Here is a 26,581-nt window from a genome sequence, read left to right on the forward strand (position 1 = left end):
CCGGGCGGGCACACCGCGGAGGCGCCGCCGGGCGGGCACACCGCGGAGGCGCCGCCGGGCGGGCACACCGCGGAGGCGCCGCCGCCGCGCTATCCCATCCACGCATCGCAACACGACGTGGAGACCGAGTACGTCCAGCGCGTGGCCGCGCCGGCCGCACCGCGGCGCGCCGCGCGCGCGGCCGCCGTCGTGGGCGGCGCGGTCGTCCTCGGGATCGCCGCGTTCGTCGTGACCGGCAAGGTCGTCGGGCGCGGCGGCGCGTCAGGTGCGGCGTCGAGCGGCGACGCGGAGGGGGCTTCGGTGGTCGTGCCGCGCGAGGAGATCGAGGTAGCGCCGCCGGTCGATGCATCCGCCGCCGACACCGGAGCGGGCTCGAAACCGAGCCCTGCCGGCGCCGCCGGGCCGGCGGGCGATCGACCGCACCGCGCCGCGGACGCACCGGCGCCCAAGAAGAAAGTCAAGCGGAAAGTGCGCGTGCGGAAGAAGAAGAAACGGCGACGGCGGTGACCTCCGGCGCCGCCGGGCGAAACCCGATGTTGCTGACGCAACGAAATGGGTCGGCGGCGGAGGTCGCAATGGAGCGGATCGGTCCGGTCCGGCGATGCGGGAGGCACGTCGCGGTGCGGGCGACGCGGCCCGCTGGCGGACGGGGCCCGTTGCCAACAGCGCCACCGCCGGCGTCGCGATGCGCACAGCCCGGTCCGGGTGCGGAACGGCCGACCGGACCCGTCGACGCGTGCCGACTTCGCTGGCGCTGCGAGGCGTGCAGCCGCCTGGCCCCGCGACGGCGGCGCTGGTCCGACTGAGCCCGCGAGGCCGCGCGCGTCGTCGCGCCGTACCCCATTCGACCTGGACGACGGCGAGCACGACCCGCGAGGCCGCGCGCGTCGTCGCGTCGCGCCGTACGGCCGCGCGGTCACGACGAAGGACCAGCCGGCCCGCACAGCTCGACGACGACGTCGTACAGAAGCTCCGTCCCCCAATGGAGGCCCGCGATGGGCACGCGCTCGTTGTGGCCGTGGAACATGTCCGCGAAGCGGATGCCCGAGCCGCGTTCGATCTTGACCGGCGAAAACCCGTACCAGCGCGCGCCCGTGCGGGTGAAGTACTTGGCGTCGGTGAACCCCGGGATGATGTACGGCACCACGACCGCGTCCGGCTCGCGGCGGCCCACCTGAGCGCAGATGATGTCCCACAGCGGCGACTCGACCGGGTCCGTCACCACCGGCGGAGCGGATTTGATCACTTCGAGTTCGACGTCCGGGCCGAGCACCGCGCGCAGCTCGGCGAGGAACGACTCGTCGGTTTGTCCGGGCAACGTGCGGCCGTCGATCAACACCTCGGCCCGGTCGGGAATCACGTTGATCTTCGCGCCGCCGCGCACGACGGTCGGCGTCGCCGTGTTCGACAGCAGCGCCGCGATGCCCCGCGCCATGGATGCATCGGGGACCAGAGGCAGCACCCGCTGGAGCAGATGCGGCCGAGTGAGCAGTTTGACGAGCGGCTGGACGATGGCCGGCTGGCACCGCGCGATCGCTTCGAGGAACGCGCGCGTCGCAGTCGTCGGGTGGACCGGCAGGCGGCTGCGGCCGAGGCGGTCGAGAGCGCGGCCCAGCCGAACGATCGCGCTGTCGTCGCGTGGCATCGAGCCGTGGCCCGGTTCTCCGCGGACGCGGGCGCGCACCCAGCAGATCCCCTTTTCCGCTACCTGTACCGGGTAGAACGTCGTTCCGCCGACGTGCAGCGAAAAGCCGCCGCTTTCCCCGATTGCGTATTCGGCTTCGACCAGCTCGCGGTGATGTTCGACGAGCCAGCGAGAGCCGACGTCGCAGCCCGCCTCCTCGTCCGCGACGGCAGCGAAGATCACGTCGCGGTCGAGCGCGGCGTCGTCGCGCGCGAGCTTGCGCAGGATGGCGGCGCACATCGCGGCCATGTTCTTCATGTCGATCGCCCCCCGCCCCCACAGGCAGCCGTCGGCGACGGCGCCGGAAAACGGCGGGTGGTCCCAGTGCTCCGGGTCGGCTTCGACGACGTCCAGGTGCGCGGTGAGCAGCAGCGGTGGAGCCTTGCCCCGCCCGCGCCGGCGAACGACCAGGTTGGTGCGACCCGGCGCGCTGTCGAGCAGGGTCGGCTCGTACCCCACCTCGGCCAGCTCGCGCGCGAGCAGCTCCGCGGCCGGTCGCTCGTTGCCGGGAGGATTCGTCGTGTCGATCCGCAGCAGCTGCTGGCAGATCCGCTGAGCGTCGGCTCCCAGGGGCGGCGCGTCCGACATGCGCGGACTGTACCCGATCGCCGGGTGCCGCGGCCTGGCGGCGCGACCGCGTCCGGATCGCGCGGTCGTCGACCGAGCGGCAGGCGGGGGCATCGCGGCCGGGCGCACGGCACGGGCGGGCGCCCGGCGCGGGCGGGCGCGCGGCACGGGCGGGCGCGCGGCATCACGGGCGGCCGCGCGGCGCGACCGCGACATGCATGTCGCGGGTGGCCGCTCGACGCCGAAACGCGCAAGCGCCAACTACCCCACATGCGACGTGGCGGCCGGCGGCACGGCCGTTGCGACGGCGCGGCCGCATGACGCGTAAGCTCGCGGGACCCAATCGAGTTGCGGCGTCCGCCGCCATCGTCACCGCGCTCGCGGCCGGGCTCGGGTGCAGCGGGGGAGAGGACCTGGCGGCAGGGGCGCCCGACGCGGGCCCTGGAGTCGGCTCCGACGCCGGGGCGGGCACTCCCCAGTGCTTCTCGTCCAACGAGTGCCCGGCTGGCTGGGAGTGCTCCGAGTTCGGCGTGTGCCTCCCGCCTCCGGTGGGCCAGCCCGATGGCGGCGCCGAACTCCCGCCGGAGGTTGAATACGAGCTGAGCCGCCCCGTGAGCGCGCTCCGCTACGTCTACGTCGCGATGGCCGACCAGGATGTCCTCGCCAAGATCGACGGCCGGACCCTGGCGGTCACATCCATCCACGTCGGCGACCAGCCCGAGGTGCTGGCCGCCGTGCCGGGAACCGACGCGGCCATCGTCCTGGATTCGATCAACGGCACCGCGACGATCGTGCGGCCCACCGTCGACCGCGATGCGACCGTCGTGTTGCCGACCTTGCCGCGGCTCAACGCGCTGTCGGTGGACCCGACCGGGGCGTACGCGGTCGCGTGGTTCGACCTCGCCAAGGCGGCGGCGGACGCCGGCGGCATCGATGCGGTGGGCGAGGTCGGCAGCTTTCAGGACGTCACCGTGTTGCGGCTGGCCGCCGGCGCCGAGCGCGCCGTGGACCTCACCGTCGGGTTCCGCCCGCGCGAGGTCGAGTTCGACGCGGCCGGACGCCGCGCCTACGTCGTGACCGACGACGGCGTGTCCGCGATCGATCTCGCGCAGGCGGTCGCGTCCGGGCCCTCCATCGTGGCGCCGGTCCCGGTGACCGCCGATCCGCTGGCGGACCCGTCCGGCATCGAGGTCGCCATCACGGCGAGCGGACAGTTTGCCGTCGTGCGCGAGGCGGACCGGGCCGAGCTGCGGGTCGTGCGCGTCGCCGGAACGCCCCTTGGCGAGATGTGGACGATTCCGCTGCCGTCCGTGCCCACCGACGTGGACCTCGCGCCGGGCGGCGCGCGGGCGTACGCCGTGTTGCGCGAGCAGTCGCAGCTCGCGGTCATCGACGTGCCGGAGGACGCGCTCGATCCGAGCGGCGTCGAGTTCATCGACCTCGGCGGCGAGACGGTCGGCTCGCTCGTGCTGTCCGAGGACGGCGCGCGCGGGCTGCTGTTCACCAACGCCGCTCCGATCGAGCGGTTGACCGTGGTCGAGTTGACGGACCCGCCCTACCCGACTCGCAGCCTGCCGCTGCAAAAGTCGGTGCGCCTGGCGGCGTTCGATCCGCAGGGCGACTCGGTGATCGTCGTCCACGCGAAGCAGCCGGGCGATCCCGGGACCGCCTCCACGCTCGACGAATACATCGACCGCAGCTACGGCTACTCGGTGGTCGACGTGGCCACGGGCTTCGCCAAGCTCCAGGTCACGCCGGTGGCCCCCGGGCCGTTCGCATTCGCCACCACGCGCCGCCGCGCGTACCTGATCCTCGACGGCGGTGACGCCGAGGGCGCCGTCGCGCGCGTCCACACGATCGAACTTGATACCGGCGTCGTGCGCGAGCGGGATCTCCGATCGCCGCCCGACGCGGTCGGCATCCTGCCCGCCGCGGGCGTCGCATTCGTGTCACAACGCCACGCGCTCGGCCGCGTGTCGTTCATCGACGTCGACACCGACGCCATTCGCACCGTCACCGGCTTCGATCTCAACGGCCGGATCATCGACTGATGGCGCGCGCGCGGACGACAACTCCGATTCTCCCGGGTGCGTGCGGCGGGCGGCGACCCGGTCGGCCGCCATCGCCCGGCCAACGTGATTGCCCGCTGCCGCGCCGCGCCGGCGCGCCGGATCGTTGCCGCCCGCAAGCGGCCGTCGCCGCCGTCGCGCCGGCATTCACCCCAGCGAGGTATCACCCGTGAAACGAATCGCATGGCTGGCCCTGTATGGAACCTTGACCGCGTGCTGGCTCGACGAGCCTCGACCTGTCGGCTACGACCGCCACCGCGAGGTGCTCGGCCCGGTCGCGATGAAGGACCGCGTCGCGTACGTCGACACCGCGCGCGATCGCGTCATCTTCGTCGACTCCGCCGGAGGTGACCCGGTCGTGCGGACGGTGGGCATCGGCCGCAGCGCCGTGTTCGTAACGCCGACGCCGGACCGGTCCCGATTGGTCGTGATCACGCGCGGCGAGGAAGCCGTCGTCGAGGGACAGGTCGACGAGGAGCCTGCCCTGTGGGTCGTCGATCCCGACGGCGGCGAGGCGCCCGTCGCGTACCCGATCGGATCGCCGTTCAACCGCATCGCGATCTCCAGCGACGGCGCGGAGGCGGTGGCGTATTACACCGGAAGCGGATTCGATCCCAACACCGGTGTGTTTCGCAATCCGAACGAGGTCGCCGTCGTGCACCTGTCGCAGCCGCCGGGCGACGGCAACCCGGTCGTGCGCACGGTGCGTTCGTTCGGCGCCGCGCCCGACGGCGTCGTGTTGTCCCCGCCGATGGCGATCCCGGGCGCCGACGACTCCACGCCGCGGACGTTCGCATTCATCCTGGCGCCAAACACGGTGACGATCCTGGACGCGACGCACCCGGAACGCGACGAGGTGTCGATTCGTCTCGATCAGGGCAGCGACGTGACCGTATACCCGCGGGAGATCGCATTCGCGCCGGACCGCGCCACCGCGTACTTGCGCGCCGACAACGCGCGCGACATCGTCGCCATCGAGATCCACCCGGACCCGCCGAGCGCTGAGCGTCCGCGCGACAACGACTATCGTCCGGTGCTGGCGGAACTCGGAACGGGCGGCGGACCGGCCGACGTCGCCTGGTACGACGACGCCGCCGGCCGCCGGTTCGTCGTGGCCGCCACGCCGGGCACGCGCGACGTCGTCGTCATCGACGCCAACACCGCCGAGTTCGTCACGGTCGAGACGCCGGATCCCATCGATCGCATTCTGCTGTTCCCCGCCGGTGGCGACCAGCCGCCCCGAACCGCCGTGTTGGCGTCGCTCGGCGACCGCAGTTCGCGAGTCCATCTTCTGGCGCTCGACGGCATCACGGACCCGCTGGTGCCGATCGACCTGCGGACGGTCGACCTCGCTGCGCCCGTCGTCGACGTGGTCCCCGTGCCGGGGCGTGCGTATGCGATGATCGTGCACGACGCCGATCGCACGGTGCTCGGCCTGCTCGACGTCGCGTTCGGGTCCGTGTCCCCACTTCAGGGTGCCGGGCGCCTCGACGCCTACGACTTTTCCGCCGGCGGGACGCATCTGGTGGGCATCACGTCCGGCGTCGCGCGCGTCGGGTTCGTCGAACTCGACACGCTGCATCCGTTCGACCTGCGGCTCGACGACGCGCCCGGGCGCGTGTTCGCGCTGGCGGGAGGTGGCGTGTACGTGGATCACAGCGATCCGTTCGGGCGCGCCACGATTTTGCCGTCGGTCGAGGCCGGCCGGCAGGAGTCGGTCGTGCTCAGCGGCTTCTTGCTGGCGGACTGGATCGATGAACCGCTGTGAGCCGGGACTCGGGAGGAAACTCATGTTGCGAACGATGATCATCGCGGCCGGTATGTGCGCGGCGGCCACTACGAGTGCGTCGCCGGCGTTCGAAGTCGGGGTGGCGTCCGGCGCGCGCGCGATGCGGTCCACCAGCGTCGACACGCTCACGGAAGACGATTCGCACGAGTCGTTGGCGCTGACCGCCGCGTATCGCGTCGTCGACTTGCCCGCGCTCGGCCTGCGCGTGCGCGCGGAGGTTGCGTACCTGCACGAACGCGTGGGCGGCACGACCTATCAGCAAATCGACTCGGACCTGGTGACGCACGGCGTGCGTGCTGGCGCGCGGGTCGAACGCGATCTGCGCTCGTGGTTGACGTTGCACGCCGGCGTGTGGGCTGGGTACAAGCGCGGCACGTTGGCCTTGTCGGATCGGGCGTTCGGATCGGCGCGTGCGACGGAGGACACTGCGCGGGCGGCGACCGTCGCGGCGACCGCGGGCGTCGACCTCGCAATCGTCCGGCGCCGCTCGTGGAGGCTCGTGGCGCGGACCGAGTTCGAATACGAGCGGGCCTCCGCGATGCACTTCGTCGCGCGGCCGGCGGCCGGCGACGACGGTGCGCTCACGATCCCGACCCGGTCGGCATCGCTCGGCGACCTCGACACGTCCGGCCCGGCGATCCACGTCGGAATCGCCGTGCAGTTCTGAGCGACCGGACGGGACCGGCCACCGGCGACGGAGCATCGCCGGCGGCCGGTGCCCGCGGGCCGCCGCCGGCTATGGCCTGGCCCGCGCCAACGTCGTCGGGCCGGACAGCGCGAGGTGGGGCGCCAGTTTGTCGACGGTCTTGCGACCGAATCCCTTGACGCGACGAAGGTCGCGGATTCGCTTGAACGGACCGTGTTTGCGCCGCCATTCGACGATGCGGCGCGCCTTGACCTGGCCGACGCCCGGCAGCCGCTGCAGCTCCGTTTCGGTCGCGTCGTTGAGGTTGACGACACCGCGGACCGGTGCGGCAGGCGGGACGCTGCGCCGGGTGCGCTTGCCCGCGCGGCGGGGGGCGCGCGCGTCACCGGTGCGCCGCGCGTGCGCGCCGTCGCGGGCGTGCGCGGCGGGTACGTCGCCGGCCCACGCGCTCGGAGCGGCGGACAACGCGTCGGCGGCGAGCAGCGAGAAAGATGCGATCGCGACCGCGAATGCGGCGCGGAACAACAAGGTGCGATGGACCATCGGGATTCTCCTTGCGAAAGAACGAGTGGGAAGACTGCGGCAGCCTCCTAGAACGGGATGTCGCGCTTGGCGGCGGGCGCACCGTCGTCAGTGGCGGCGCCGCCGCGCGCACGATCGCGCTCGTCCAGTTCGCGGATGTGCAGCCGCCCGTTGGTCGGCAGGACGTTGAGTTCGACGTTGATCGAGCCGTCGCGGTTTTCCCACGCGCTGCCGGTGCGCACCCAGAAGGTGCCGCCGCCCTTTTTTTCGATCGGACAGAGGACTTTGTATTGCATGAGGGTCTCCTTGGTTTGGGGTTCGCGTACTGCGACCGGAGGGCATCGCAAGGCGCGAGCCAGCGGCAACCGCCCCGGCCGGCGTCGAGCTCGTCCGGTCGACGGACGCGCGTCCGGTTGCCGACCAGCCGGCAACGCGACTTGCCGGTCAGCGTCCGGTGCGCCGGACGCCGCGGCGCGCCGGCGACTGTCACCGGGCGTGTGGTCGGGGCCGGTCGCCGGCGCCGCGGCCGGCTAGCGGAAACCGTGGCGCGGCTCGGGCGGCGCAAACGCCGCCGCCGTCCACTCCGCGGCCTGGCGCAGCAGCGCCTGCGCGTCGGCAATGCTCGCCGACGTCGCGAATCGCACGACCGTGCCGTCGCGTCGCAACCGCAGCCCGCGCGCGATCCGGTCGGCTCCGACTTGCTGCAACAGCGCGCGGAGCGCCACGCCGGTTGCGCCCGAACGCGCGGCGTCGACCGCTGCGCAGAACGCGGCCGCCGCGGCGTCGCTCGCGAACTCGGCCCGGCCGATCGCGTAGAAGCCGTAGTCGGCCTGCACGATCGCGACGGTCGCATACCGCGGGGAGGGCAACGTGCCGACCACCGGGATGCCGATGCGCTCGGGTAACCCGGAGACAGTTGCGATCGCAACCGGTCCTGGACCGTCGCCGCCGGCGGCGAGGCGCGCGTCGACGGTCGCGAGCCAGTCGGGCGCGTCGAGGTGCTCGGGCCGAACCAGCAGCAAGCGGTGCGCTGACGGGGCGAAGTAGACGCGCGGGTCGGCCGGATGCGGCCGGGCGTCGCGCGCGCGATCGCCGCGCAGGCCGGCCGGCGTCTGCGACCACGTCACCCGGCCGCGCCGCGACACGAACGCGCGCGCGGCGGCGGGGTCTCCGCGCACGGCGCCCGCGACCAGGGTGGCCGTCACGTCGCGCGGGCGCGGCGACGACATCACGAGCGCGTCGAACCGCGCGTAGATGGCGCCGGCCTCGTCGCCGACGATGGCGCGATAGTCGGGCAGCGGCGACAGCAGCGCTTCGACGGCGGGGGCCCACATCGTGTCGCGCAGGCGGTCGAGGCGCACGACGGCCGTGACGATCGGAGCGCCGGGGAGGCCGGCGTTGAGGTCCTCGTCGACGCCGGCCACACCGGCGGCCACCACGGCGTCATCGACCGGCGGCACGGCGGTGAGGCGCGCGAGGCCGACGGGCAGCTCCACCGGACGGCGCGGTGCGAGCGGGCGGTTCGACCGGCCGCCGTCGGTGAGGGCCGACAGCGCCGCGGCCGCGCGCGCCCGCTCCGCGGGGTCGGTCGTCGTGCGGTCGCGGACGGCCGCTCCGCGTCGTGCTTCGAGCGAGGTCGCACCGGCGTGGGCCGCGCCCGCGCGGGGAGCGACCGCGCCGGCGCCGGCGTCTCGGTCGCCGGGCTCGGATGCGCCGCCGGCGTCGCCGGGAGCACCGGGAGCGGGTCTCGAGTCCGGCGCTTCGGGCGCCGGCTCGGGCTCGACGGGCTCCGGCTCGGGCTCGGGCGCCGGCGCCGGCTCGGGCTCGGGCGCCGGCTCGGGCTCGGCGGGCGCCGGCTCGAGCGCGGGCTCCGGCTCGGGCTCGGGCGCCGGCTCGGGCTCGGCACGCGCCGCTTCCCGATCGACGCGCGATGCGACCGGGGCGCCGGCCGCATCGCCGTCGGCGGCCACGGGCACTGGCGCGACGACGTCGTCGCCGATCAGATCGACGTCGACCGAGGCGATCTCCGAGTCCGTCCACTCGAGCGGCTCGCCGCGGACGCCGCCGTGCCCCGCCCCCGCTCGGACTCCGCACCACAGGAGCCCGAGCGCTGCCGCGTGCAGCGCCGCCGAACCGAACCACCCGGCGATCCACGCGTGCCGCACCGGCTGCCGCAGGTGGCGCATGCCGCGTATTGTGGCGCGACGCCGGCCGCGGGGCTACCGCGGCGATCGGGTCGCCGCCGGACGAGCCGCTTCGATCCCGTACGGGATACGCCGAGGCGTGCGGGGCTACCGCGGCGATCGGGTCGCCGCCGGACGAGCCGCTTCGATCCCGTATCGGACACGCCGAGGCGTGCGGGGCGACCGGGGCGATCGGGTCGCCGCCGGACGAGCGCAGCCGTGCGCCGTCGCGCGCGTGCGCGGTTGGCGCGCAGGCGGCCGCGCACGCCGCGCCGCGTGCGACCCGGACGTCCGCGGTTGCACCGCCGGGCCACTCGGATGGCCGCGCCGGCGTGGCGTCGACCGCGCGGCCGGCCCCCGGCTATACTCGCCTTGATGTCGGCCGAGCGTCCGCTCGACGAGCGCGAGCGCCGCGTCATCGCGGCCGCGCGCGACAAGGCTCACGTTCTGTACGAAGGTGTACGCACCCCTCATCGGAGCTGTGGCATCGCGCTCGCGGAGACGTTCGGTGTGCCGACTCGCCCCTACCAGGCGCTCCGCCGCGGCGGAATCACCGGCGAAGGCGTGTGCGGCGCGGTGCGCGCGGGGGAACTCATCCTCGGCGAGCGCCTGGGCGACCCGGACCCGACCGGGCCGGTGACGGATCGCCTGCGCGCGGCCATCCAGTGGTACCAGCGCGCGGTCGCCGAGCGGCTCGCCACCGGCGGTGCGCCCGATCTGGTCTGCAACACCCTCACGCGGCCGCACGGCGACTTCGCCGGCCCGGCGCGCGTGCAGTTCTGCACGCATCTGGCCGCGCAGGTCGCGGAGTTCGTGGCCGAGGCGCTCGTCCGGTTCGGCGACGAGCCGGTCGACATCGAACCGCTTGCGCTCGCCGGAGGCGACGAGGACGGTTCGCCGTGATGCACGATCGTCGCCGCCACACCGCGCCCACGGCAGCGGGCGCGACCCCGCCGGGGCCGCGGCGTGGCGACCGGCGGCCGCCGGCTCGGATGCTCGCCCGATGAAGATCAAAAAAGAGATTGTAGGTGCCGTCGTCGCCGAGGCATCGGCGAAGATGTCCGACCCCAACTATTCGGCGGTGCTCGTCGGCGGGTTCGTGCAGTCGCAGCGCGACGCGGCCCAGTATTTGAGCGCGCACGCAACGGATTTTGGCGGCGCCGAGGCGGTAGTCAACGCCATATTCCATTGCGCGCTGATCGGCCTGTGCTTCCAGCGCGGCTACGGTCGCACGGTGCGTCGGCTCACGTTCGACGACCTCGACGCCGCGTCGGCGGGAGATCGCCGTGCGGCGTTGGCCGCGCGCCAACCCTACGTGCTCGAGTATATCGATGCGAACGTCGATCGCGCGGCGATGAAGGACTCGCTGATACTCATCGCGCTCGCGATGGAGTCGGCGAGCCGGTGACCTGCAGCGCGCCGGTTACCCGGCCCCGGTCGGTGCCGCGACGGCCAGCGCCGCGCGCATGCGCTCCACTCGCTCGGCCATCGCCGCGCGGGCGGCGTCCGGTTCCACGATCCACGCGTGGCGGCCGAACCCCAACACCCAGCCGGTGACCCACTCGAAGCCCTCGCAGTCGATCACGATCTCGGCACTGCCATCGTCGAACCGGGTCACTTCGCCGTGCGGCCACGCGGCGCCGACTCGCGCGGTCGCGACCGGGTCCAGGTGCACGCGCACTGCGACGGCGTCCGCGGACGGGACGTACAACCGTTCGCGGCGGTACGCCTCGAGGTCGAAGTCCGGCGGGACGGTGAACCGCGCATCCGTGACCTCGAGCGATGAGATCCGATCGATGCGGAACGTACGCGTATCGCCGCGCTTGTGGCAGTGACCGACGACGTACCACTGGCCGGCGTGGTGCACGACGCCGTAGGGATCGACGGTGCGGCGCTCGGCCGAACCGCTCGACACGGCGCCGTAGTGCATCGTGACCGCACGCCGCGTGCGAGCCGCAGTCACGAGGTCGCGCAGGTGGCGCGCGACGATTCGATCCGGCTCGCTCACCACCGTGCCGGTGGCGAGTTGCTCGGCCACCGGCGCGTCGCGGCCGAGTGCCCGCTTGAGCTTGTGCTCCGCCGACGCGAGTGCGTCGTCGAACGGCGCGATGCCGCTTTCGCGCAAGGCCCGCACGCCCAACAGCAGGGAACACCCCTCGGCCGGCGTGAGCCGCAGAGGCCGCGTAAGCCGCTGCGCGAGATCGACGAACACGCGGCCCTCTTCGACCGACACCAGTAGATACTCGCCCGGGTCGCCGTCGGGCGGTCCGACTTGCGTGAGCAGGTCCAGGTCCTTCAGGAGTTGGTCGCGATCGACGCCGACGAGGGCCGCGAGCGCGTCGACCGGCACGCCGTCCGGGTGGCGAGCGACGTACGGCACGAGAAACAGCAGCCGGCGCAGTCTGTGGTTGACGTCCCTCATGCGTATCGCTCCGCGACGGCGGCGAGTTCGTCCGCGATGCGCGCGCGCAACCGGTCGCCGCGCACGACGCGGATCGCACCTTTGGCCATCAGCACGCGGGAGGCGGCGTAGTCCAGGTTGCCGCAGCGAAACCGCACCCGCACGCTGCCGTCGGCGGCGCGGTCCCGCTCGGCGCCCGGTCCGAAGTCTTCGTTCGCCGCGGCGGCCACCTGCGGGCCGAACTCGAGTTCGACGTGTTCGGGCGGCTCGCTGTCGAACGTCCACGGAGACCGCGCGGTATAGCGCCGTACGTCGAAGTCCGGCGGGCGCTCGAAGTCGGGCGTCTTGGGCTTGGGCGCGATCGCCAGGTCGAGAATGCGGTCGAGCCGAAACGTGCGCACGTCCTTGCGCAAGTGGCAGTAGCCGACGACCAACCATCGACCGCCGCGGTAGACCAACCCGTAGGGATCGATCGTGCGCTTGCGGACGATTCCCTTCGTCGCCTCGCGGTAACGGAACGTCGCACGCTTGCGATTGCGAGTTGCGGCTTCCAGCGCGGCGAAGCGATCGGACAGCTCGCGGCGCAGCTTGCGCTCGCCCGATTCGGGAAAGTGTACGAGCACCGGGGTGTGCTGGTGGATCGCGCTCGGTGACAGCGGAAACTCCGTGGGCGTGTCCGGCAGGTCCGGCATGTCGAAGGCGAGCTTCTTGACGGCGAGGTCGACGATCGAGTCGTAGTTGCCGCCCGGAATGGCGCGCGCGATCGTCGACGCGAGGACGAGGGCGGACACCTCGTCGGCGGTGAGTTGCACTTCCGGCATTCGGTAGCGGCGCAGCTCGACGACGTAGCCGCCCTCCTCGAGTGCGTCGTCCTCCTCGGGCGTGACGTAGCGGATCGGCACGCCGAGTTCGAGCAGGTCCGCCTTGTCGCGCTCGAACGCGCGCAGGCCGGCCTCCGCGTTTGCCGTCTGATATGCGCTGAACTGATCGCGGATCTCGCGAAAGGTCACCGGCGAACGCGCGCGCAACAGCAGCATCACCAGGTCCAGCAGCCGCTTGGCGCGGTCACCGCGCGAAGACCCGGATGACGCGCGCTTCGTCGTCGGTGCGCCGGCCGAGCCGCCGGCGTCGCTGCGATCTCGTGCCGATCGTTGCGCCGACACCGATTTGTGAGCCGTCGTCCGCTTTCGCGTTTTCGTCATACGCGCCACGTGCGTTCCCCCTTTGCGATACTACTGCGCGCGGCCCGGAGACGGGGCGCGATTTTGCGGGTGTGCGTCGCGGGTGATGCGGCGCTGTTGGCCTCCGCCGGCGGGCATGACGTAGATCTCTACTTCATACGCGGACGTGGCGTCGCGCGTCGACGTGAAAAACACGCGCGCGCCGTCCGGCGAAAACGCGGGATCGTCGGCCACTCCCGGATCTTCGGTGAGGCGGACGAGGTCGCCGCCGTCGGCGTCGATCGCGTAAATATCGAAGTCGGCGTCGTGTCCCGGACCCGGGACGTGGCGGTTGGACGCGAATACCACGCGGCGGCCGTCGGGCGACCATGCGGGCCGGCGGTCGTGGACGAACCACGCTCCCGCGACCGGCGGGGTGAGGCGATGCAGGTCGGTGCCGTCGGGGCGCACGGTCCACAGCAGGGACCCCTGGCCGGCCCGGCGGTCCGCGGCGAACGCGATGAGACGTCCGTCGGGCGACCAGGCCGGCGCGCCGACGCGGTCTGGTCGATCGTCGTTTCCCGCGACGACGACGCGGACCGCTCGCGTCGCGACATCGACCGTGCACAGGTCGCGGCGTCCGTCCGGCGCCTCGCGGACGAACGCGACGAAGCGTCCGTCGGGCGACCAGGCCGGCTCGCGGTCGCCTGGGCCGGCGGTGAGCGGTTCGGCGATCCCGTCGCCGAGTGTGGTGACGAAGATCCGCGCGGCGCCGTCGCGCGCGGACCAGAACGCGACGCGACCGCCGGGACCGATCGCCGGATCGCGATCGGGGGCGGCGTCGGACCGAACCGTGATCGCGAAGCGCTCGCTGCCGTCGGCGCGCATCGACCAGATTGCACCCGCGCGCTCGTGTACGATGCGTTCGCGAGGGTCGGACGACGCCGGCACCGGGTCGCGCGCGGCGACCCGACGGCCGCGCTCCGCCGCGATGGCGCCGGCGACGCGCGCCGTGTCCGACGACGCCGGCGCGCGCGCAGGCCCGGCGCCGCATGCGGCGGTGAGCGCCGCGACCACAACCCACGCGCGATCCATCGCTCCAATCTACAATGTGGTATAGAGCGCGGCCATGAGGACGTTCGTGTCCGCAGCGGCGGCGGTCGTCGCGCTCGCGTGGGCATCCGGCACGGCGCGCGCGCAGGACGACAAGGGCGCGTTCGGCCTGGGGCTCGTGCTCGGCGAGCCCACCGGCATCTCCGCCAAGCTCTACCTGTCGAACGACACCGCCGTCGACGCGGCGGTCGGCGGCGCCGTGGTCGGCAAGGGCATCCAGGCGCACGCGGATTTTCTGTGGCATCCGTGGGTGGTCGTCAACGAGGACGCGTTCGTGCTGCCGGCCTACATCGGACTTGGCGCGCGCGTGCTGCAGCACGATCGCGAGGCCGAGGACGACGTGCACATCGGCGCGCGGTTCGCGGTCGGCGCGCTGTTCGACTTTCGCGAGATTCCGCTCGACGTGTTCGTCGAGGTCGCGCTGATTCCGGAGTTCGCCAGCGGCGGCGGCGATCACGGCGGCTTCGGCGTCGCGCTCAACGCGGGCGCCGGCGCGCGCTACTACTTCTGACCGGCGCCGATGCCCGCTGCCGGTGAGCCGCTGGTCGCGGCGACGGCCGACGGGGTCGCTCTCGCGTTGCGCCGGCACGTCGCGGCGGGCCGGCGCAGAGCGGTGGCGCTGTGCACGCACGCGATGATGGCGTCGGGCGCATACCTCGACGGCCGCCTGGCCCCCGACCTCGCGCGCCGCGGCGTCACCGTCTACGTGCTCGACTGGCGCGGACACGGTGCGAGCCGGCCGCCGCATCCGCGATCGGGCAGCTGGCAGTTCGACGACTACGTCGCCGCCGACCTGCCGGCGGCGATCCGGGCGGTGTGTGCCGACGCAGGCGTGCGCCCGCGGGATCTCGTGTACGTCGGCCACTCGCTCGGCGGCCTGGTCGGCCTGGCGGCGTTCGGCGTCGGGGCCGCGCCACCGCCCGCGCAACTGTGGCTGGTCGCGACGTCCGTGTGGCTGCCCGGTCCGGCGGGGCCGCGCGGCCGCCGCGCCGCGATGCGGCTCGCTCGCGCGGTGGCCCGCGTGGTCGGGTATGCGCCGGTGCGGGCGCTGCGCGCCGGCACCGACGACGAGCCGCGGGCGTACGTCGAGCAACTCGCCGGGTGGGCGCTGTCCGGGCGGTGGACCGGCCGCGGCGGCGTGGACTTCCTCGCGCGAGCCCACGCCCTCGACGTGCCCGCCACCGCGGTCGTCGGTGCCGGCGACCGCTGGTGCACGCCCGCCGACGCCCGCGCGCTGGCTCCGCGCGCCCGGCTGGTGCTCGTGCCGGGCGATCACTTCGGCGCGGTGCGCGCGGTGGCCCCGCTCGTGGCCGGCGCCCTGTGACCGCGACGGCCCGGCCGCCGGGCGGTTATCCGCGCACCGCGTCCGCGATACGCCGGTGCAGCCACGTCCACCGCTGGCGCATCGAGTCGTTGCGCACGGCCATGGCGACGGCGCGGCGCGTGCCGACGAGGACGACAAGCCGCTTGCCGCGCGTGATCGCGGTGTACAGCAGATTTCGTTGCAGCATCATGTAGTGTTGCGTCACCAGCGGCAGGATCACGGCCGGATATTCGGATCCCTGCGCCTTGTGAACGCTCACCGCGTAGGCGTGGACGAGCTGGTCGAGTTCGTCGCGGTCGTAGGTCGCGCGGCGGCCGTCGGTGAGTTCCACGACGACGCGATCGCCACGTTCGCCGATGTCGCGGATGACGCCGATGTCGCCGTTGAACACCTCTTTGTCGTAGTTGTTGCGGATCTGCATGACCTTGTCGCCGGCGCGAAACGGGCGGTCGCCGCGCCGTGCGCTCGGATCGCCGTCGCGCGCCGGGTTCAGCCGCGCCTGCAGCGCCGCGTTGAGCGCGGCGGTGCCCAGCTCGCCGCGGTGCATCGGTGACAGAACCTGGATGTCGACTACCGGGTCGAGGCCGAACCGCCGCGGGATCCGCTCGGCGGCGAGCTCGACGATCGTGTCGCGCGCCGCGACCGGGTCGGAGCGCTCGATGAAGAAGAAGTCGGCGTCGTCCGGCGTGCCCGCCCGGTCGAGGTCGGGCAACTCGCCGCGGTTGATCCGGTGCGCGGTCGTCACGATCCGGCTGGCCGCGGCCTGGCGAAAGATTTCGGTGAGGCGCACGACCGTCGCGGCGCCGGACGCGATCACGTCGCGCAGCACCGAGCCCGGTCCGACCGACGGCAACTGGTCGACGTCGCCGACGAGAATGAGCTGGGCGGTGGCCGGCAGTGCGACCACCAGCGCGCGAAACAGCTCGATGTCGACCATCGACGCCTCGTCCACGATGACGGTGTCGACGTCGAGCGGGTTGTCGGCGTTGTGATCGAAATAGCCGCCGCGGGGCTGGAACGCGAGCAGCCGGTGCAGCGTTTGCGCGCCGGCGCCGGTCGTCTCGGCGAGTCGCTTGGCCGCGCGGCCGGTCGGCGCCGCGAGCGCGACCTTGCGTCGCCCGCGGCCGAACACCGCCAGGATCGCGCGCACGATGGTCGTCTTGCCGACGCCCGGCCCGCCCGTGATGACCACGCACTTGTCGCGGGCCGCCGCGGCGACCGCGGTGCGCTGCTGGTCTGCGAGCTTTACCCGGGCCGCCCGCTCGAAGTCGGCGATCGCGCGGTCGATGTCGCGGGCGGCCGGCGGCATCGGCGTCGCCGCGACGGCCGCGAACGCCGCCGCGGCGTCGCGTTCGGCCTGCCACATCGCCGCGAGCGAGTAGCACGTCCCGCGGTCGCCGAGCGACTCGGCGACGACCAGGCGTTGGTCGACGAGCCGTCGAAGCGGCGCGCGCAACGCGCCGCCGTCGACCTCGAGGATCCGGGCGGCCGCGGCGATCAGCTCGGCCTCCGGCGCGTGCAAGTGGCCGTCTGCGCCGAACTCGCCGAGGACGTGGACGAGGCCGGCTTCGAGCCGCTCGGGCGCGTCCGCCGCGATGCCGAGGCTGCGCGCGATGCGGTCGGCCGTGCGAAACCCGATGCCCCAGATGTCGAGGCACAGCCGGTACGGGTTGTCGCGGATGATCGCGACCGCGTCGCCGCCGTATTTCTTGAAGATGCGCGCCGCGTACGCGCTCGACACGCCGTGGCCGCGCAGGAACACCATCACGTTCTGGACGTCGCGCTGCTCGACCCACACGGCGGCAATTTTTTCGGCGCGCGCCGGGCCGATGCCGTCGACCTCGCGCAGGCGCGTCGGGTCGGCGTTGATCACGTCGAGCGTGCGCAGGCCGAACTTTGCGACGATCCGCTTGGCCAGCTCGGGGCCGATGCCGGGGATCAGCCCGGAGCCGAGGTAGCGCTCGATGCCGACGAGCGTCTCGGGGGCCTTGGTGGCGTACGACGCGACCTTGAACTGGCGACCGTAGCGCGGGTCGTCGACCCAGGCCCCGTGCAGCATCAGCGCGGTCCCCGGCGCGACCCCCGCGAGCGCACCGACGACCGTGACCTCGCCGCCGCCGGCCTCCGGCGCCACCTTCGCGACCGTCCAGTGGGTCGCGTCGTTGTGATAGACGATGCGCTCGAGCGTGCCCGCGAGCGTCGTCGCCGTGTCGCCTCCGTCGGCCACCGGCTGCATGATAGACCGCCGCAACCGCCGGCGAAACGGCGCGCGGCGCGGCTGGCGGCGGCGCGCCGGGGCGGCCGGAAGCCGGACCGCGCCCGGCGCGCGATCGGGCGCTACATGTGCAGGCCGCCGTCGATGTCGACGACGCGGCCGTTGAAGTAGTCGCACTCGACGATGAACTTGACGCCGAGCCAGATGTCGTGCGGCACGCCGATGCGGCCGACCGGGATCGCCGCGACGAGCGCGTCGCGCGCCTTCTGGTTCATGCCGCGCGTCATCGGCGTCTCGACCATGCCGGGCGCGATCGCGCCGACGCGGATGCCGAACGGCGCGAACTCGCGCGCCCACGTCACCGTGTTGGCCGCGAGCGCCGCCTTGGCGGCGACGTAGTTCGACTGGCCGCGGTTGCCGTGGCGCGCGAGCGACGACATGTTGATCACGACGCCGCCGTTGCCGAGCGCGACCATCTTGGCGACGGCGTCGCGGACGATCCAGGTTGCGCCGGTGAGGTTGACGTCGATGACCGCTTGCCAGTTGTCGCGCGACATCTTGATGATCTCGCCGGTCTTGCGGTCCTTTTTGACCAGCAGGCCGTCGCGCAGGATGCCGGCGTTCGAGATCACGCCGTTGAGTCCGCCCATCTTGTCGGCGGCCCAGTCGGTGAACGCCTCGGTGTCGGCCTCGCTCACCACGTCGAGCCGGCGGGTGTGGACCGTGCCGGGGGCGTCCGCGGTTTCGGCGGCGAGCGCCGCGAGTCCCTCCTCGTTGACGTCGCCGGCCGCGACCTGGCCGCCGGCCAGCGCGATCTGCTTGGCGAAGTAGGCGCCCATGCCGCCGCCGGCGCCGGTGATGATGATCTTGAGGTCTTCGAGCTTCATGGTGTGTCCTCCGCGCGGCGCGCGGGGGCGCCGCAGGTGGGTCTTATGTCAGGTGAGTCGCTGGCGCAACCACCGGGCGATGTGCGGATACAGGCGCTCGCGCGCGCGGCTGCCGACGACCGCGCCGACGTGGCCGCCCGGCACCCGCAGCACGTCCGTGTCGGCCGAACCGGCCAGCGCGCACAGCGCGGTCGCCGCGTCCGGCGGGCAGATCGTGTCGCGCTCCGCGACGACCGCGAGGATCGGGCAGCGAAGCGCGGCGAGGTCGACGCGGCGGCCGAGCGCGCGGTGCGTGCCGGTGACGAGGCCGTTTTGCTGGTACAGCTCGCGGATGTACGTGCGATACGCGGCGGCCGGAAACGGAATGTTGTCGCTCGCCCACGTCTCGAGCGCGACGAACGCGTCGACGGCGGCCTCGTCGTGGGCGCGGTCGGCCAGGCCGACCCACTTGGCGACCTGCTGGGTCGGCCGCAGCATCACGAAGCCGCTTTGCATCTGCTGCGGTGACACGTTGCCCGCGTCGGCGACGGCGTCGGCGTCGAACCAGCGCGCATCGACCGCCCGCGCCAGCGCGCCGCCGGCGCGAAAGTCGAACGGGCCGAGCAGGTTGACGAACGCCGCGACCGAGTCGGAGTGGAGCGCGGCGTAGATGCCGGCGACCGTCGCGCCCATGCAGTAGCCGAGCAGCGCGACGCGTTCGGCGCCGGTGTCGCGCGATACGCGGCGCACGGCGCGGGCCAGCCGGCGGAGCACGGCGTCCCAGTCGAGGTAGCGGTCCTCGTCGTGAGGGACGCCCCAGTCGTAGCACCACACGTCGAGGCCGGCCGCGAGCAGCCCTTCGACGAGGCTCGCGCCGCGGCGCAGGTCGACGACGTACCAGCGGTTGATGAGCGACGGCACGATCAGCACCGGCGTGCGCGGTGCCGCCGGGGCGCCGGCGGGGGCGTCGAAACGGTACAGCGTGGCCGAACCCTCGCGCAGCACGGCGGCGCGGGGAGTCGGCGCGAGCGCGGGGCGCCCGAAGGCGCCCCACGCAGACGTCGACGGGGCGAGCACCGGTTACGCCCTCGCCCCCGCCCACAGGTCGGCGGCCTTGCGCGTCGACTCCAGCGCGATGCGGCGCCACTCGGCCGCCAGCGACTTGTTGTAGTCGAGCAGCTCCTTGGCCTGGTCGTACATCGCCGACTCCAGCTCGGCCAGCTCGGCCAGCCACGCGTCGAGCCGCTGGAAGCCGTCGCGCGACATCTGCGCGAACGTGTCGAGCGGATTCGGGGTGGCTTGTGCGGTTTCGGTCTTCTTGCTCATGGTCTCCTCCGAACTTCCGCGAGGTCGGGTACGCCGCCGCCGACCAGAACGCGGATGGTTGTGCAGTGCAAAATGGCGTACCCGGCGCTCGCGAGCAGGCCCCACGTGGCGGACACGGCGGGGTTGCGGACGCCGGCGGCGTACAGCGTGAAGTGCAGGCCCATGCCGACGACGGCGGCCGTGGCGGCGCCGGCGCGCGACAGGCGCGTCGGCAGCACGCCGAACAGGATGGGCACGGTGCTCGCGGCGACGATGCCGTAGACGCCGACCTGGCCGAAGATGCCGAGCAACGCCGGCGGATCGAGCGCGATCGCGAACGCGACGACGCCGAGGCCGATGAGGATCACGCGGCTTACGCGGTGGGCGATCGCGGCGCGCTGCTCCGGCGTGCGGTCGGCCAGCAGGTTGCGCTCGGTAAGGCCGAGAAACAGGTCGTTGGCGGCGATCGTCGACAGCGCGACGAGGATGCCGTCGAGAGTGCTCATGCCGGCCGCCAGCAGGGCGACGGCGATGACGGCGACGACGGCCGGCGGGAACGTCTGCGCGATGTACGCGGTCATCACCGCGTCCTGCCGGATGTCCGGCGGCAGCGCGCCGTCGGCGCGCGCGAACAGGCCGACCAGCAACAGCGACGAAAACAGCGCGAACACGGCGATCGCCACCGCGACGTAGCGGCGAACGGCCCGGTCGTCTTTGACGTACAGCGCCTTGGTCATGATGTGCGGCTGGCACACCAGCGCGAAGCCGACGACGAAGCCGGCGACGTAGACGGTGAATGCGTCGCCGAACAGCGGGCTGGCGGGGTTGACCGGGCGCACGAGGTTGGGATCGATCGCCGCGAGCCGGCTGGCGAACGCGCCGACTCCGTCGCCGAGGGACGGCAGTGCGCTGGCGAGGATCACCAGCGTCACGGCGATCATGATCGCCCCCTGCAGCGTGTTGGTGTACGCGTGCGCGTACGTGCCGCCGACGAAGATGTAGCCGAACACGAACACCGTCACCAGGACGAGCGACTCGACGTTCGACAGGCCGAGCGTCTTTTGCATGACGATGGAGACGCCGCCGAGGATCAGCACCACGAACGACACGCTCAGCAGCTGGATGGCGGCAAACAGGGTGGCGAGGCCGCGCGATCCGTAGCGCTCGCCGATCCACTGCGGCAGCGTGATGGCGCGCGTCTGCGCGCCGACCCGGCGAAACCCGCGGCTCATCAGCAACAGACCGCACGCGATGCCCAACCCGGCCGCGACGCCGAGATGGATGAAGGCCGACAGCCCGTGCGCGTAGACGAAGCCCGGGTTGATGACGAACGTGGCCGTCGACGCGATCGAGGCAGCCAGCGTGATGCCGACGATCCACGGCGACATGTCGCCGCGGCCGATCGCGAAACTGCGCAAGTCGCGCGTCTTGCGGTGGCCGAGCACCGCGAGCCACGAGGTGCCGATCAGGTACGCCGCAAACAGGCCCCACACGAGGGGCCGCTCGGCGATCAGGTCGATGTAGCGCATGTCGTCCGCCCTCCTGCCATGTTGCAGTGCAACATCTTTGGGGCGGGCGACGGCCCATGTCAAGCGCAAATCGCCAGCGGGCCGTCGACTGCGGGCGCGCCCGCGAGCGTGCGACACGCGACGCGAGGTTCGTTCGGCGCGCGCCCGTGGCGCACGACGGCGCGGATAACCATACGGTATCCAAGGGGCGAGAACGCCCGCCGCCGATCGCCTGCGGGTCGCGACCGCAGCCGGTCGCCCCGCCCGGAAGCCCGTTAGCGGCGTCGCTTCTTGCCGCCGGACTGCGCGGATCCGGCCGATTCCCGGACGACCTGCTTCAGCTCTTCGATTTCGCGGCGCAACATTTCGACCTCGTCCGTGCGGTCGGCGGCCGGCGCGGGCTCGGGCGCGGGGGCAGACGCCGCCGCCGGCGGCGGCTCGCCGCGGCCCGCCCACATCCCGAGCGGAGCCGACAGCAGCCGCGCGAGTGCGTCGGCCGCGTGAAACGGCAGCGTCGCGAACGGATTGTACGGCGCGACCGCTTCCGCGCCGCGCTTGGCCCGCAGGTACAGGTCCATGGCGGCGGTCATGTACTGGCCGAGAAACTCCGCGAGCGCGTCGTCGCCCATGCGGATCATCTGGTGGAGCAACGACACCGGCAGAAGCTGCGCCGCACCGCGGCTCTCGACCACGATCTGCGTGAGCGTCGCCTGCGTGAGGTCCTCCCCGGTCTTGGCGTCGACCACCCGGACGTCGGCACCGCGGCGGATCTTGTCGGCCAGCTCTTCCATCGTGATGTACCGGCTGTCGTCGGTGTCGTACAGCCGGCGATTGCCGTACTTCTTGATCGTCACGGGCCGGGGCATGAACGGGACCGTATCGTGCTGCGACTGCGAACGCAATCGGATAGATTCTACGCAACTGTCTGGAATGGTGTTGGTGCGTCGCAACAAAAAGTCATTGACAAGCCCCCGCCCCGCCGTGGCAACATCCGCGCGTGCGCTTCGGGGTGGTCATGCCGGACGTCGCGATCGTGGCGATCGCGGGAGTTGCCGCCGCGGCGAGCGCGTGCGCCCCCGGCGGCGCGCGCGAGTGCGTGATCGGGGCGGATTGTCCGACCGGCGTGTGCCGCGACGGAATGTGCGCGCCGGCCGCCGACGCGGGATCGGCCGGCGACGCCGGGGAGCCCGATCGCGACGCCGCGGTGACCTGCGCGAACGCCGACGGCGTGATCGCGCGCGACGAGGTGCCGCTGGCGGCCGGCCTGCGCGCCACCTTCCGGGTCGCGACGGACGCGCCGATCGATACCGCCGGGGCGACTCGCGCCGACGGCAAGCGGGTGTGGGATCTGTCCGGCGTCCTCCCGGGCGATCGCGACGTCGAGGTCGAACTCATGCCGGTCGACGGCGCGTGGTTCGCGGGCGCGTTCGCCGGCGCGACCTACGCGGCGCCGCTGTCGTCGACCGCGGACCTGCTGGGCGTCTTCGAGGCCACCGGCGGGTCGCTGCTGTTGCGGGGGGTCGTGTCCCCCGAGGGCGGCGCCGGGCGCACGGAACTGACCTACGAGCCGCCGGTGCCCGCGCTGGCGTTTCCGATCGAGGTCGGCAGCGCATGGCAGGTGACGGCGCAGGTGTCCGGCACCGCGGCCGGCGTTCCGGCGCTGTACTCGGAGCGCTATCGCTACACCGCCGACGCCGCCGGCCAACTCGCGACGCCGTTCGGCACGTTCGACGTGGTGCGCATCCGCGCGGAGTTGACGCGCACCGCCGGGGCGGCGGTCACGACCTCGCGTACCTACCTGTTCGTCTCCGAGTGTTTCGGCGTCGTCGCGTCGATCGTGTCGAACGACTACGAGCCGGACGTGGAGTTCGACACGGCGCGCGAAGTGCGGAGGTTGGCGCCATGACCGCCCCGGTCGCACGCCCGCCGGTGTGGGCCGTCGCCGCGGCCGCGATGCTCGCGTCCGGCTGCCCCCGCTTTCACAGCGGACCGCTGCCGGGCGAGCCGGCGGACGCGACGTTCGCGGAGGTCGACGGCGTGCGCGTGCGCTACGTCGACGTCGGGCAGGGACCCGCGGTCGTGTTGATCCACGGCTTCGGCTCGTCGCTCGACATCTGGGACGGCGTGATCGACGCGCTGCGCGCCGACCACCGCGTGCTGGCGCTCGACCTCAAGGGGTTCGGCTGGTCGTCGCGGCCGCCGGGCGACTACTCGCCGGCCGCGCAGGCGCGGCTCGTCTTGGCGCTGGCGAACGCGCGCGGAATCGATCGCTTCAGCGTCGTCGGCCACAGCTGGGGGGCGTCGGTCGCGCTGGCGCTCGCCCTCGCGGCGCCGGACCGCGTCGACCGCGTCGCGCTGTACAGCGCGTGGGTCTACGAGGAGCAGTTGCCTTCGCTGTTTTTGTGGGCGCGCGCGCCGGTGCTCGGCGAGGCGCTGTTTTCGCTGGTCTACCGCGAGCGGATCGCCGACCGCGTCGCGTATGCGTACTACGACCCGGAGTCGGTGCCGCAGGCGCGGGTCGATGCGGTCGAGGAGCTGTTTCGTCGCCCGGGTACGACGGCGGCGGCGCTCGCGGCCGTCCGCGGCCAGCGCTACGCGCGGCTCCAGCGCCACTACAAGGATGTGCGCCAGCCGGTACTGCTGATCTGGGGCCGCGAGGACCGCGTCGCGCGACTGCCGTTCGGCGAGCGCCTCGCCGGCGACCTGCCGAACGCGCGCCTGGTGGTCGTTCCGCGCTGCGGTCACATCCCGATGCGCGAGGCGGCCGCCGCCACGACGCGCGCGCTCGTCGCGTTCTTGGCCGGAGGGGAGTCGTGACGGCGCGCGCGGGACGCGCGGCGGCGGTGCGCGGCCACGCGCTGCTCGCGCTCGCGGCCGCGATCGCCGCGCCGGCCGCGGCGCGCGCCGACCGCGCGGGTTTCGGCGCGCTCGGCGAGCGCCACGCTGCTGCTGCGGCCGGCGCCGGCGGCGGGCTGTCGCTGGACGTCGCCGGCGCCCTGCGCGTTCGCGGCGAGGCGCTCGTGAACCTCGACCTGGATCGCGGCGTGACGCCGTCGGGCGCGCCGCTGTTTCCAGTGCCGCTCGCCGATCCATCCGGGCAGACGCTCACGACCGCCGACATGCGCCTGCGCACGGACTGGGCGTTCGCGGCGCCGGGCACGGGCGTGCGCGTCGTCGTGCGCGTCGACGTGCTCGACAACCTCGCGCTCGGCAGCACGCCCGAGGGGCGCCCCGCGACCGGCCGCGCGCCGACCCCGGCCGCGTCGCCCGGCCAGCAGCCGCCGGCCGACGCCCTGCGCGTCAAGCGCGCCTATGGCGAGGCGGTCACGCCGCTCGGTGTGCTCGCGGCCGGTCGCATGGGCAGCCACTGGGGCCTCGGCATGCTCGCCAACGGCGGCGACTGCGCCGACTGCGACGGCGGCGACGCGGCCGACCGCATCGCGTTCGCCGCGCCGGTGGCCGGGCACGTGTGGGCCGCGGCCTACGACTGGACGTCCACCGGCCCCACCGCGCGCCGCCGCGACGCCGTCCGCGCCCTGGACGTCGAGCCGACCGACCGGGTCAACACGGTCACCTTCGCGGTGTTGCGCTACCACAGCGACGTGGCGATCGCGCGCCGGCGCCGCGCGGGCCGGCTCACCGTCGACTACGGCGCGTACGTGTCGCACCGCTGGCAGGACAACGACGTGCCGGCCGACTACCTGCCGGTCGCGCAGCCGGTGCCGATCGACGCCGAGCAGGTGATGGCGCGCGGCTATCGCGCCACCGCGGTCGACGGCTGGGCGCGACTCGCGCTGCCCGGCGGCCGCGTCGAGGTCGAGGCGGCCGCGCTGCGCGCGCGCGTCGACCAGGCGTCGCTAGTCCCTGGCGTGTCGTATCCGGCGCCGGTCGACTCGTCGCAGTTCGGCGCGGCGGTCGAGACGGACCTGTGGCCGGCGCCGGGGTGGACGCTCGGCTTCGACTTCGGGTTCGCCAGCGGCGACCCGGCGCCCGGTTTCGGCGCGTTCCCCCGGCCGCTGGCGCCGCCCGCGACCGCCGGCGACATCGACGGCCCGCAGGCCAACCCGCCGTTCGACAACCGGGTCGACAACTTCCGGTTTCACCCCGATTACCGGATCGACCGCATCCTGTTTCGCGAGATCGTCGGCACGGTCACGGATGCGGTCTACCTCAAGCCCCGCGTCGCCGTGGATCTGGTCGACCTGGGGCGGGCGCGCATGACGCTGTCGCTGGCCGCGGTCGCGTCGTTCGCCGTCGAGCCGTCGTCGACGCCGTCGGGCGCTCGCGGGCTCGGCGTCGAGATCGACCCGACGATTGCGTATACATCCGATGGGTTCGCCGCGGTGATCGAACACGCGGTGTTGGTGCCGCTCGCCGGGCTCGACAACCCGGGCGAGGGGCTGGACGCGCGCACGGCGCAGCTTTGGCGCGCGCGCCTGGAGTACTCCTTCTGATGCAGCGGGCGGTCGATCGTGTACGTGGCCGCGCCCGACGGCGGCGCCGTTTTGCGGTCGCTGCGGCCGCGGCCATCGCCGCGGCGGCGCCGGCCGGGTGCGGCGACAACCTCACGCATCCGGGAGCCGATGCCGGCGCCAGCCCTCTCGCGTGCCTGCCGAACCTCGACGGGCGCATCGACGCCGACGAACTGCCGGTGGTCGCCGGAACCGCGGCGACCTATCTCGTCGGCCACGACCGCCCGGTCGATCTGGCCGGGCCGCCGTGGAACTGGAGCGACGACGCGCCGGGCGACGTCAAGCAGTCGTTCGTCGCCGAGCCGGTCGCCGGCCAGTGGTATGCCGCCGCATTCGTCGGCGCGGAGGTGGCCGTGCCGATCGACGCCGGCGGAGCGCTGGTCGGGTTGTACGCGCGCGACGCCGACGCGCTGTGGTTCTTCGGCGTCGCGTCGACCGCGCCGGACGCGACGCTGCTGCCCTACGACCGGCCGGTGGCGCTGTACCGGTTTCCGATCGAGGTGGGCCGGCGCTACGAGGAGGTCGGCACGGTGACCGGCGGACGCATCGACGGCGTGCCGTACAGCGGCACGGACACCTACGCGATCGACGTGGACGCGCGCGGTGCGCTCGCGCTGCCGCACCTGTCGTTTGCCGATGCGCTGCGGGTGCGCACCCGCGTCACGGTTGCACCGGCGGTGGGCGGCGTCACGGTCACGCGCAGGCAGGTATCCCTGTTGTTCGAGTGTTTCGGCGAGGTCGCCCGCGCGACCAGCCG

Annotated in this window: 25 protein-coding genes; 12 read left to right on the top strand and 13 right to left on the bottom strand. The window is 73.2% G+C overall.

Annotated elements, in window-relative coordinates:
• Positions 1 to 507 (top strand): hypothetical protein (locus D6689_02550; protein RMH44329.1); only part of this gene is annotated, 507 nt, incomplete at its 5' end.
• A 409-nt stretch (positions 508 to 916) separates the two neighbouring features.
• On the opposite strand, the gene D6689_02555 is transcribed toward D6689_02550, so the two are convergent.
• On the bottom strand, positions 917 to 2,467 hold the full coding sequence (locus D6689_02555) for a M20/M25/M40 family metallo-hydrolase (GenBank protein RMH44330.1): 1,551 nt from the start codon (positions 2,465 to 2,467) through the stop codon (positions 917 to 919).
• 395 nt (positions 2,468 to 2,862) lie between these two features.
• Here D6689_02555 and D6689_02560 point away from each other — a divergent pair, with 395 nt between their 5' ends.
• From D6689_02560 to D6689_02570, 3 genes are all read left to right on the top strand, one after another.
• Positions 2,863 to 4,302: a hypothetical protein gene (locus D6689_02560; GenBank protein RMH44331.1), complete on the top strand. Its 1,440-nt coding sequence runs from the start codon at positions 2,863 to 2,865 to the stop codon at positions 4,300 to 4,302.
• Positions 4,303 to 4,525: 223 nt separating this feature from the next.
• Complete coding sequence (locus D6689_02565; GenBank protein RMH44332.1) at positions 4,526 to 6,088, top strand: hypothetical protein; 1,563 nt, start codon at positions 4,526 to 4,528, stop codon at positions 6,086 to 6,088.
• Positions 6,089 to 6,110: 22 nt separating this feature from the next.
• Positions 6,111 to 6,776 carry a hypothetical protein gene (locus tag D6689_02570; protein ID RMH44333.1) on the top strand — a complete coding sequence of 222 codons (666 nt, stop codon included), beginning with the start codon at positions 6,111 to 6,113 and terminating at the stop codon, positions 6,774 to 6,776.
• Between the two features lie 69 nt (positions 6,777 to 6,845).
• Here the strand turns inward: D6689_02570 and D6689_02575 are convergent, their stop codons facing one another.
• The 3 genes from D6689_02575 to D6689_02585 all read right to left on the bottom strand — a co-directional run bounded on the left by D6689_02575 (position 6,846) and on the right by D6689_02585 (position 9,463).
• The gene (locus D6689_02575) at positions 6,846 to 7,298 is read right to left on the bottom strand and encodes a helix-hairpin-helix domain-containing protein (GenBank protein RMH44334.1); all 453 of its coding nucleotides are present in this window, start codon (positions 7,296 to 7,298) and stop codon (positions 6,846 to 6,848) included.
• Between the two features lie 47 nt (positions 7,299 to 7,345).
• A complete protein-coding gene (locus D6689_02580; GenBank protein RMH44335.1) occupies positions 7,346 to 7,573 on the bottom strand; it encodes a hypothetical protein in 228 nt (75 codons plus the stop codon).
• A gap of 234 nt (positions 7,574 to 7,807) precedes the next feature.
• Positions 7,808 to 9,463 (bottom strand): hypothetical protein, encoded by a 1,656-nt coding sequence (locus D6689_02585; protein ID RMH44336.1) that lies wholly within the window; start codon positions 9,461 to 9,463, stop codon positions 7,808 to 7,810.
• 169 nt (positions 9,464 to 9,632) lie between these two features.
• On the opposite strand from D6689_02585, the gene D6689_02590 reads away from it, so the two are divergent.
• From D6689_02590 to D6689_02600, 3 genes are all read left to right on the top strand, one after another.
• Entirely contained in the window at positions 9,633 to 9,836 is a 204-nt protein-coding gene (locus D6689_02590) for a hypothetical protein (GenBank protein RMH44337.1), read from the top strand.
• Complete coding sequence (locus tag D6689_02595; protein ID RMH44338.1) at positions 9,836 to 10,363, top strand: hypothetical protein; 528 nt, start codon at positions 9,836 to 9,838, stop codon at positions 10,361 to 10,363. Before D6689_02590 ends, D6689_02595 begins: the two co-directional genes overlap by 1 nt.
• A gap of 100 nt (positions 10,364 to 10,463) precedes the next feature.
• Complete coding sequence (locus tag D6689_02600; protein ID RMH44339.1) at positions 10,464 to 10,868, top strand: hypothetical protein; 405 nt, start codon at positions 10,464 to 10,466, stop codon at positions 10,866 to 10,868.
• Between the two features lie 15 nt (positions 10,869 to 10,883).
• Here D6689_02600 and D6689_02605 read toward each other — a convergent pair whose 3' ends face one another.
• From D6689_02605 to D6689_02615, 3 genes are read right to left on the bottom strand one after another with little or no spacing between them, the layout of a single operon-like run.
• Complete coding sequence (locus D6689_02605; GenBank protein RMH44340.1) at positions 10,884 to 11,882, bottom strand: WYL domain-containing protein; 999 nt, start codon at positions 11,880 to 11,882, stop codon at positions 10,884 to 10,886.
• Entirely contained in the window at positions 11,879 to 13,063 is a 1,185-nt protein-coding gene (locus tag D6689_02610; protein ID RMH44341.1) for a WYL domain-containing protein, read from the bottom strand. The genes D6689_02605 and D6689_02610 overlap by 4 nt, the downstream gene beginning before the upstream one ends.
• A gap of 30 nt (positions 13,064 to 13,093) precedes the next feature.
• Positions 13,094 to 14,116: a hypothetical protein gene (locus tag D6689_02615; protein ID RMH44342.1), complete on the bottom strand. Its 1,023-nt coding sequence runs from the start codon at positions 14,114 to 14,116 to the stop codon at positions 13,094 to 13,096.
• A 34-nt stretch (positions 14,117 to 14,150) separates the two neighbouring features.
• On the opposite strand from D6689_02615, the gene D6689_02620 reads away from it, so the two are divergent.
• Both D6689_02620 and D6689_02625 read left to right on the top strand, forming a co-directional pair.
• Positions 14,151 to 14,645 (top strand): hypothetical protein, encoded by a 495-nt coding sequence (locus D6689_02620; GenBank protein ID RMH44343.1) that lies wholly within the window; start codon positions 14,151 to 14,153, stop codon positions 14,643 to 14,645.
• 9 nt (positions 14,646 to 14,654) lie between these two features.
• Positions 14,655 to 15,458 carry an alpha/beta fold hydrolase gene (locus tag D6689_02625; protein RMH44344.1) on the top strand — a complete coding sequence of 268 codons (804 nt, stop codon included), beginning with the start codon at positions 14,655 to 14,657 and terminating at the stop codon, positions 15,456 to 15,458.
• A 25-nt stretch (positions 15,459 to 15,483) separates the two neighbouring features.
• Here the strand turns inward: D6689_02625 and D6689_02630 are convergent, their stop codons facing one another.
• From D6689_02630 to D6689_02655, 6 genes are all read right to left on the bottom strand, one after another.
• Positions 15,484 to 17,694: an ATP-dependent RecD-like DNA helicase gene (locus D6689_02630; GenBank protein RMH44345.1), complete on the bottom strand. Its 2,211-nt coding sequence runs from the start codon at positions 17,692 to 17,694 to the stop codon at positions 15,484 to 15,486.
• Positions 17,695 to 17,795: 101 nt separating this feature from the next.
• Entirely contained in the window at positions 17,796 to 18,560 is a 765-nt protein-coding gene (locus tag D6689_02635) for an SDR family oxidoreductase (protein ID RMH44346.1), read from the bottom strand.
• 48 nt (positions 18,561 to 18,608) lie between these two features.
• Positions 18,609 to 19,616, bottom strand: a complete 1,008-nt coding sequence (locus D6689_02640) for an alpha/beta fold hydrolase (GenBank protein ID RMH44347.1) — start codon at positions 19,614 to 19,616, stop codon at positions 18,609 to 18,611.
• 3 nt (positions 19,617 to 19,619) lie between these two features.
• Positions 19,620 to 19,865 carry a hypothetical protein gene (locus tag D6689_02645; GenBank protein RMH44348.1) on the bottom strand — a complete coding sequence of 82 codons (246 nt, stop codon included), beginning with the start codon at positions 19,863 to 19,865 and terminating at the stop codon, positions 19,620 to 19,622.
• The gene (locus D6689_02650; GenBank protein ID RMH44349.1) at positions 19,862 to 21,373 is read right to left on the bottom strand and encodes a hypothetical protein; all 1,512 of its coding nucleotides are present in this window, start codon (positions 21,371 to 21,373) and stop codon (positions 19,862 to 19,864) included. Before D6689_02650 ends, D6689_02645 begins: the two co-directional genes overlap by 4 nt.
• Positions 21,374 to 21,627: 254 nt before the next feature.
• The gene (locus tag D6689_02655; GenBank protein ID RMH44350.1) at positions 21,628 to 22,218 is read right to left on the bottom strand and encodes a polyhydroxyalkanoate synthesis repressor PhaR; all 591 of its coding nucleotides are present in this window, start codon (positions 22,216 to 22,218) and stop codon (positions 21,628 to 21,630) included.
• Positions 22,219 to 22,963: 745 nt separating this feature from the next.
• Here D6689_02655 and D6689_02660 point away from each other — a divergent pair.
• The 3 genes from D6689_02660 to D6689_02670 all read left to right on the top strand — a co-directional run.
• Positions 22,964 to 24,169: an alpha/beta fold hydrolase gene (locus D6689_02660; GenBank protein ID RMH44351.1), complete on the top strand. Its 1,206-nt coding sequence runs from the start codon at positions 22,964 to 22,966 to the stop codon at positions 24,167 to 24,169.
• On the top strand, positions 23,755 to 25,806 hold the full coding sequence (locus D6689_02665; GenBank protein RMH44352.1) for a TIGR04551 family protein: 2,052 nt from the start codon (positions 23,755 to 23,757) through the stop codon (positions 25,804 to 25,806). The genes D6689_02660 and D6689_02665 overlap by 415 nt, the downstream gene beginning before the upstream one ends.
• On the top strand, positions 25,806 to 26,581 hold a 776-nt coding region (locus D6689_02670; protein RMH44353.1), incomplete at its 3' end, for a hypothetical protein. The genes D6689_02665 and D6689_02670, both read left to right, overlap by 1 nt.

The organism is Deltaproteobacteria bacterium, assembly GCA_003696105.1.
In the GTDB taxonomy this organism is placed as follows: Bacteria; Myxococcota_A; Polyangia; order Haliangiales; family J016; genus J016.

Excerpts from the sequence above, each read along its gene's own strand:
- D6689_02555 (RMH44330.1), bottom strand. The coding sequence starts at position 2,467 with ATGTCGCGGTCGCGCCGCGCGGCCGCCCGTGATGCCGCGCGCCCGCCC.
- D6689_02570 (RMH44333.1), top strand. The coding sequence starts at position 6,111 with ATGTTGCGAACGATGATCATCGCGGCCGGTATGTGCGCGGCGGCCACT.
- D6689_02575 (RMH44334.1), bottom strand. The coding sequence starts at position 7,298 with ATGGTCCATCGCACCTTGTTGTTCCGCGCCGCATTCGCGGTCGCGATC.
- D6689_02580 (RMH44335.1), bottom strand. The coding sequence starts at position 7,573 with ATGCAATACAAAGTCCTCTGTCCGATCGAAAAAAAGGGCGGCGGCACC.
- D6689_02585 (RMH44336.1), bottom strand. The coding sequence starts at position 9,463 with ATGCGCCACCTGCGGCAGCCGGTGCGGCACGCGTGGATCGCCGGGTGG.
- D6689_02595 (RMH44338.1), top strand. The coding sequence starts at position 9,836 with ATGTCGGCCGAGCGTCCGCTCGACGAGCGCGAGCGCCGCGTCATCGCG.
- D6689_02600 (RMH44339.1), top strand. The coding sequence starts at position 10,464 with ATGAAGATCAAAAAAGAGATTGTAGGTGCCGTCGTCGCCGAGGCATCG.
- D6689_02605 (RMH44340.1), bottom strand. The coding sequence starts at position 11,882 with ATGAGGGACGTCAACCACAGACTGCGCCGGCTGCTGTTTCTCGTGCCG.
- D6689_02610 (RMH44341.1), bottom strand. The coding sequence starts at position 13,063 with ATGACGAAAACGCGAAAGCGGACGACGGCTCACAAATCGGTGTCGGCG.
- D6689_02615 (RMH44342.1), bottom strand. The coding sequence starts at position 14,116 with ATGGATCGCGCGTGGGTTGTGGTCGCGGCGCTCACCGCCGCATGCGGC.
- D6689_02620 (RMH44343.1), top strand. The coding sequence starts at position 14,151 with ATGAGGACGTTCGTGTCCGCAGCGGCGGCGGTCGTCGCGCTCGCGTGG.
- D6689_02625 (RMH44344.1), top strand. The coding sequence starts at position 14,655 with ATGCCCGCTGCCGGTGAGCCGCTGGTCGCGGCGACGGCCGACGGGGTC.
- D6689_02630 (RMH44345.1), bottom strand. The coding sequence starts at position 17,694 with ATGCAGCCGGTGGCCGACGGAGGCGACACGGCGACGACGCTCGCGGGC.
- D6689_02635 (RMH44346.1), bottom strand. The coding sequence starts at position 18,560 with ATGAAGCTCGAAGACCTCAAGATCATCATCACCGGCGCCGGCGGCGGC.
- D6689_02645 (RMH44348.1), bottom strand. The coding sequence starts at position 19,865 with ATGAGCAAGAAGACCGAAACCGCACAAGCCACCCCGAATCCGCTCGAC.
- D6689_02650 (RMH44349.1), bottom strand. The coding sequence starts at position 21,373 with ATGCGCTACATCGACCTGATCGCCGAGCGGCCCCTCGTGTGGGGCCTG.
- D6689_02655 (RMH44350.1), bottom strand. The coding sequence starts at position 22,218 with ATGCCCCGGCCCGTGACGATCAAGAAGTACGGCAATCGCCGGCTGTAC.
- D6689_02660 (RMH44351.1), top strand. The coding sequence starts at position 22,964 with ATGGCAGGTGACGGCGCAGGTGTCCGGCACCGCGGCCGGCGTTCCGGC.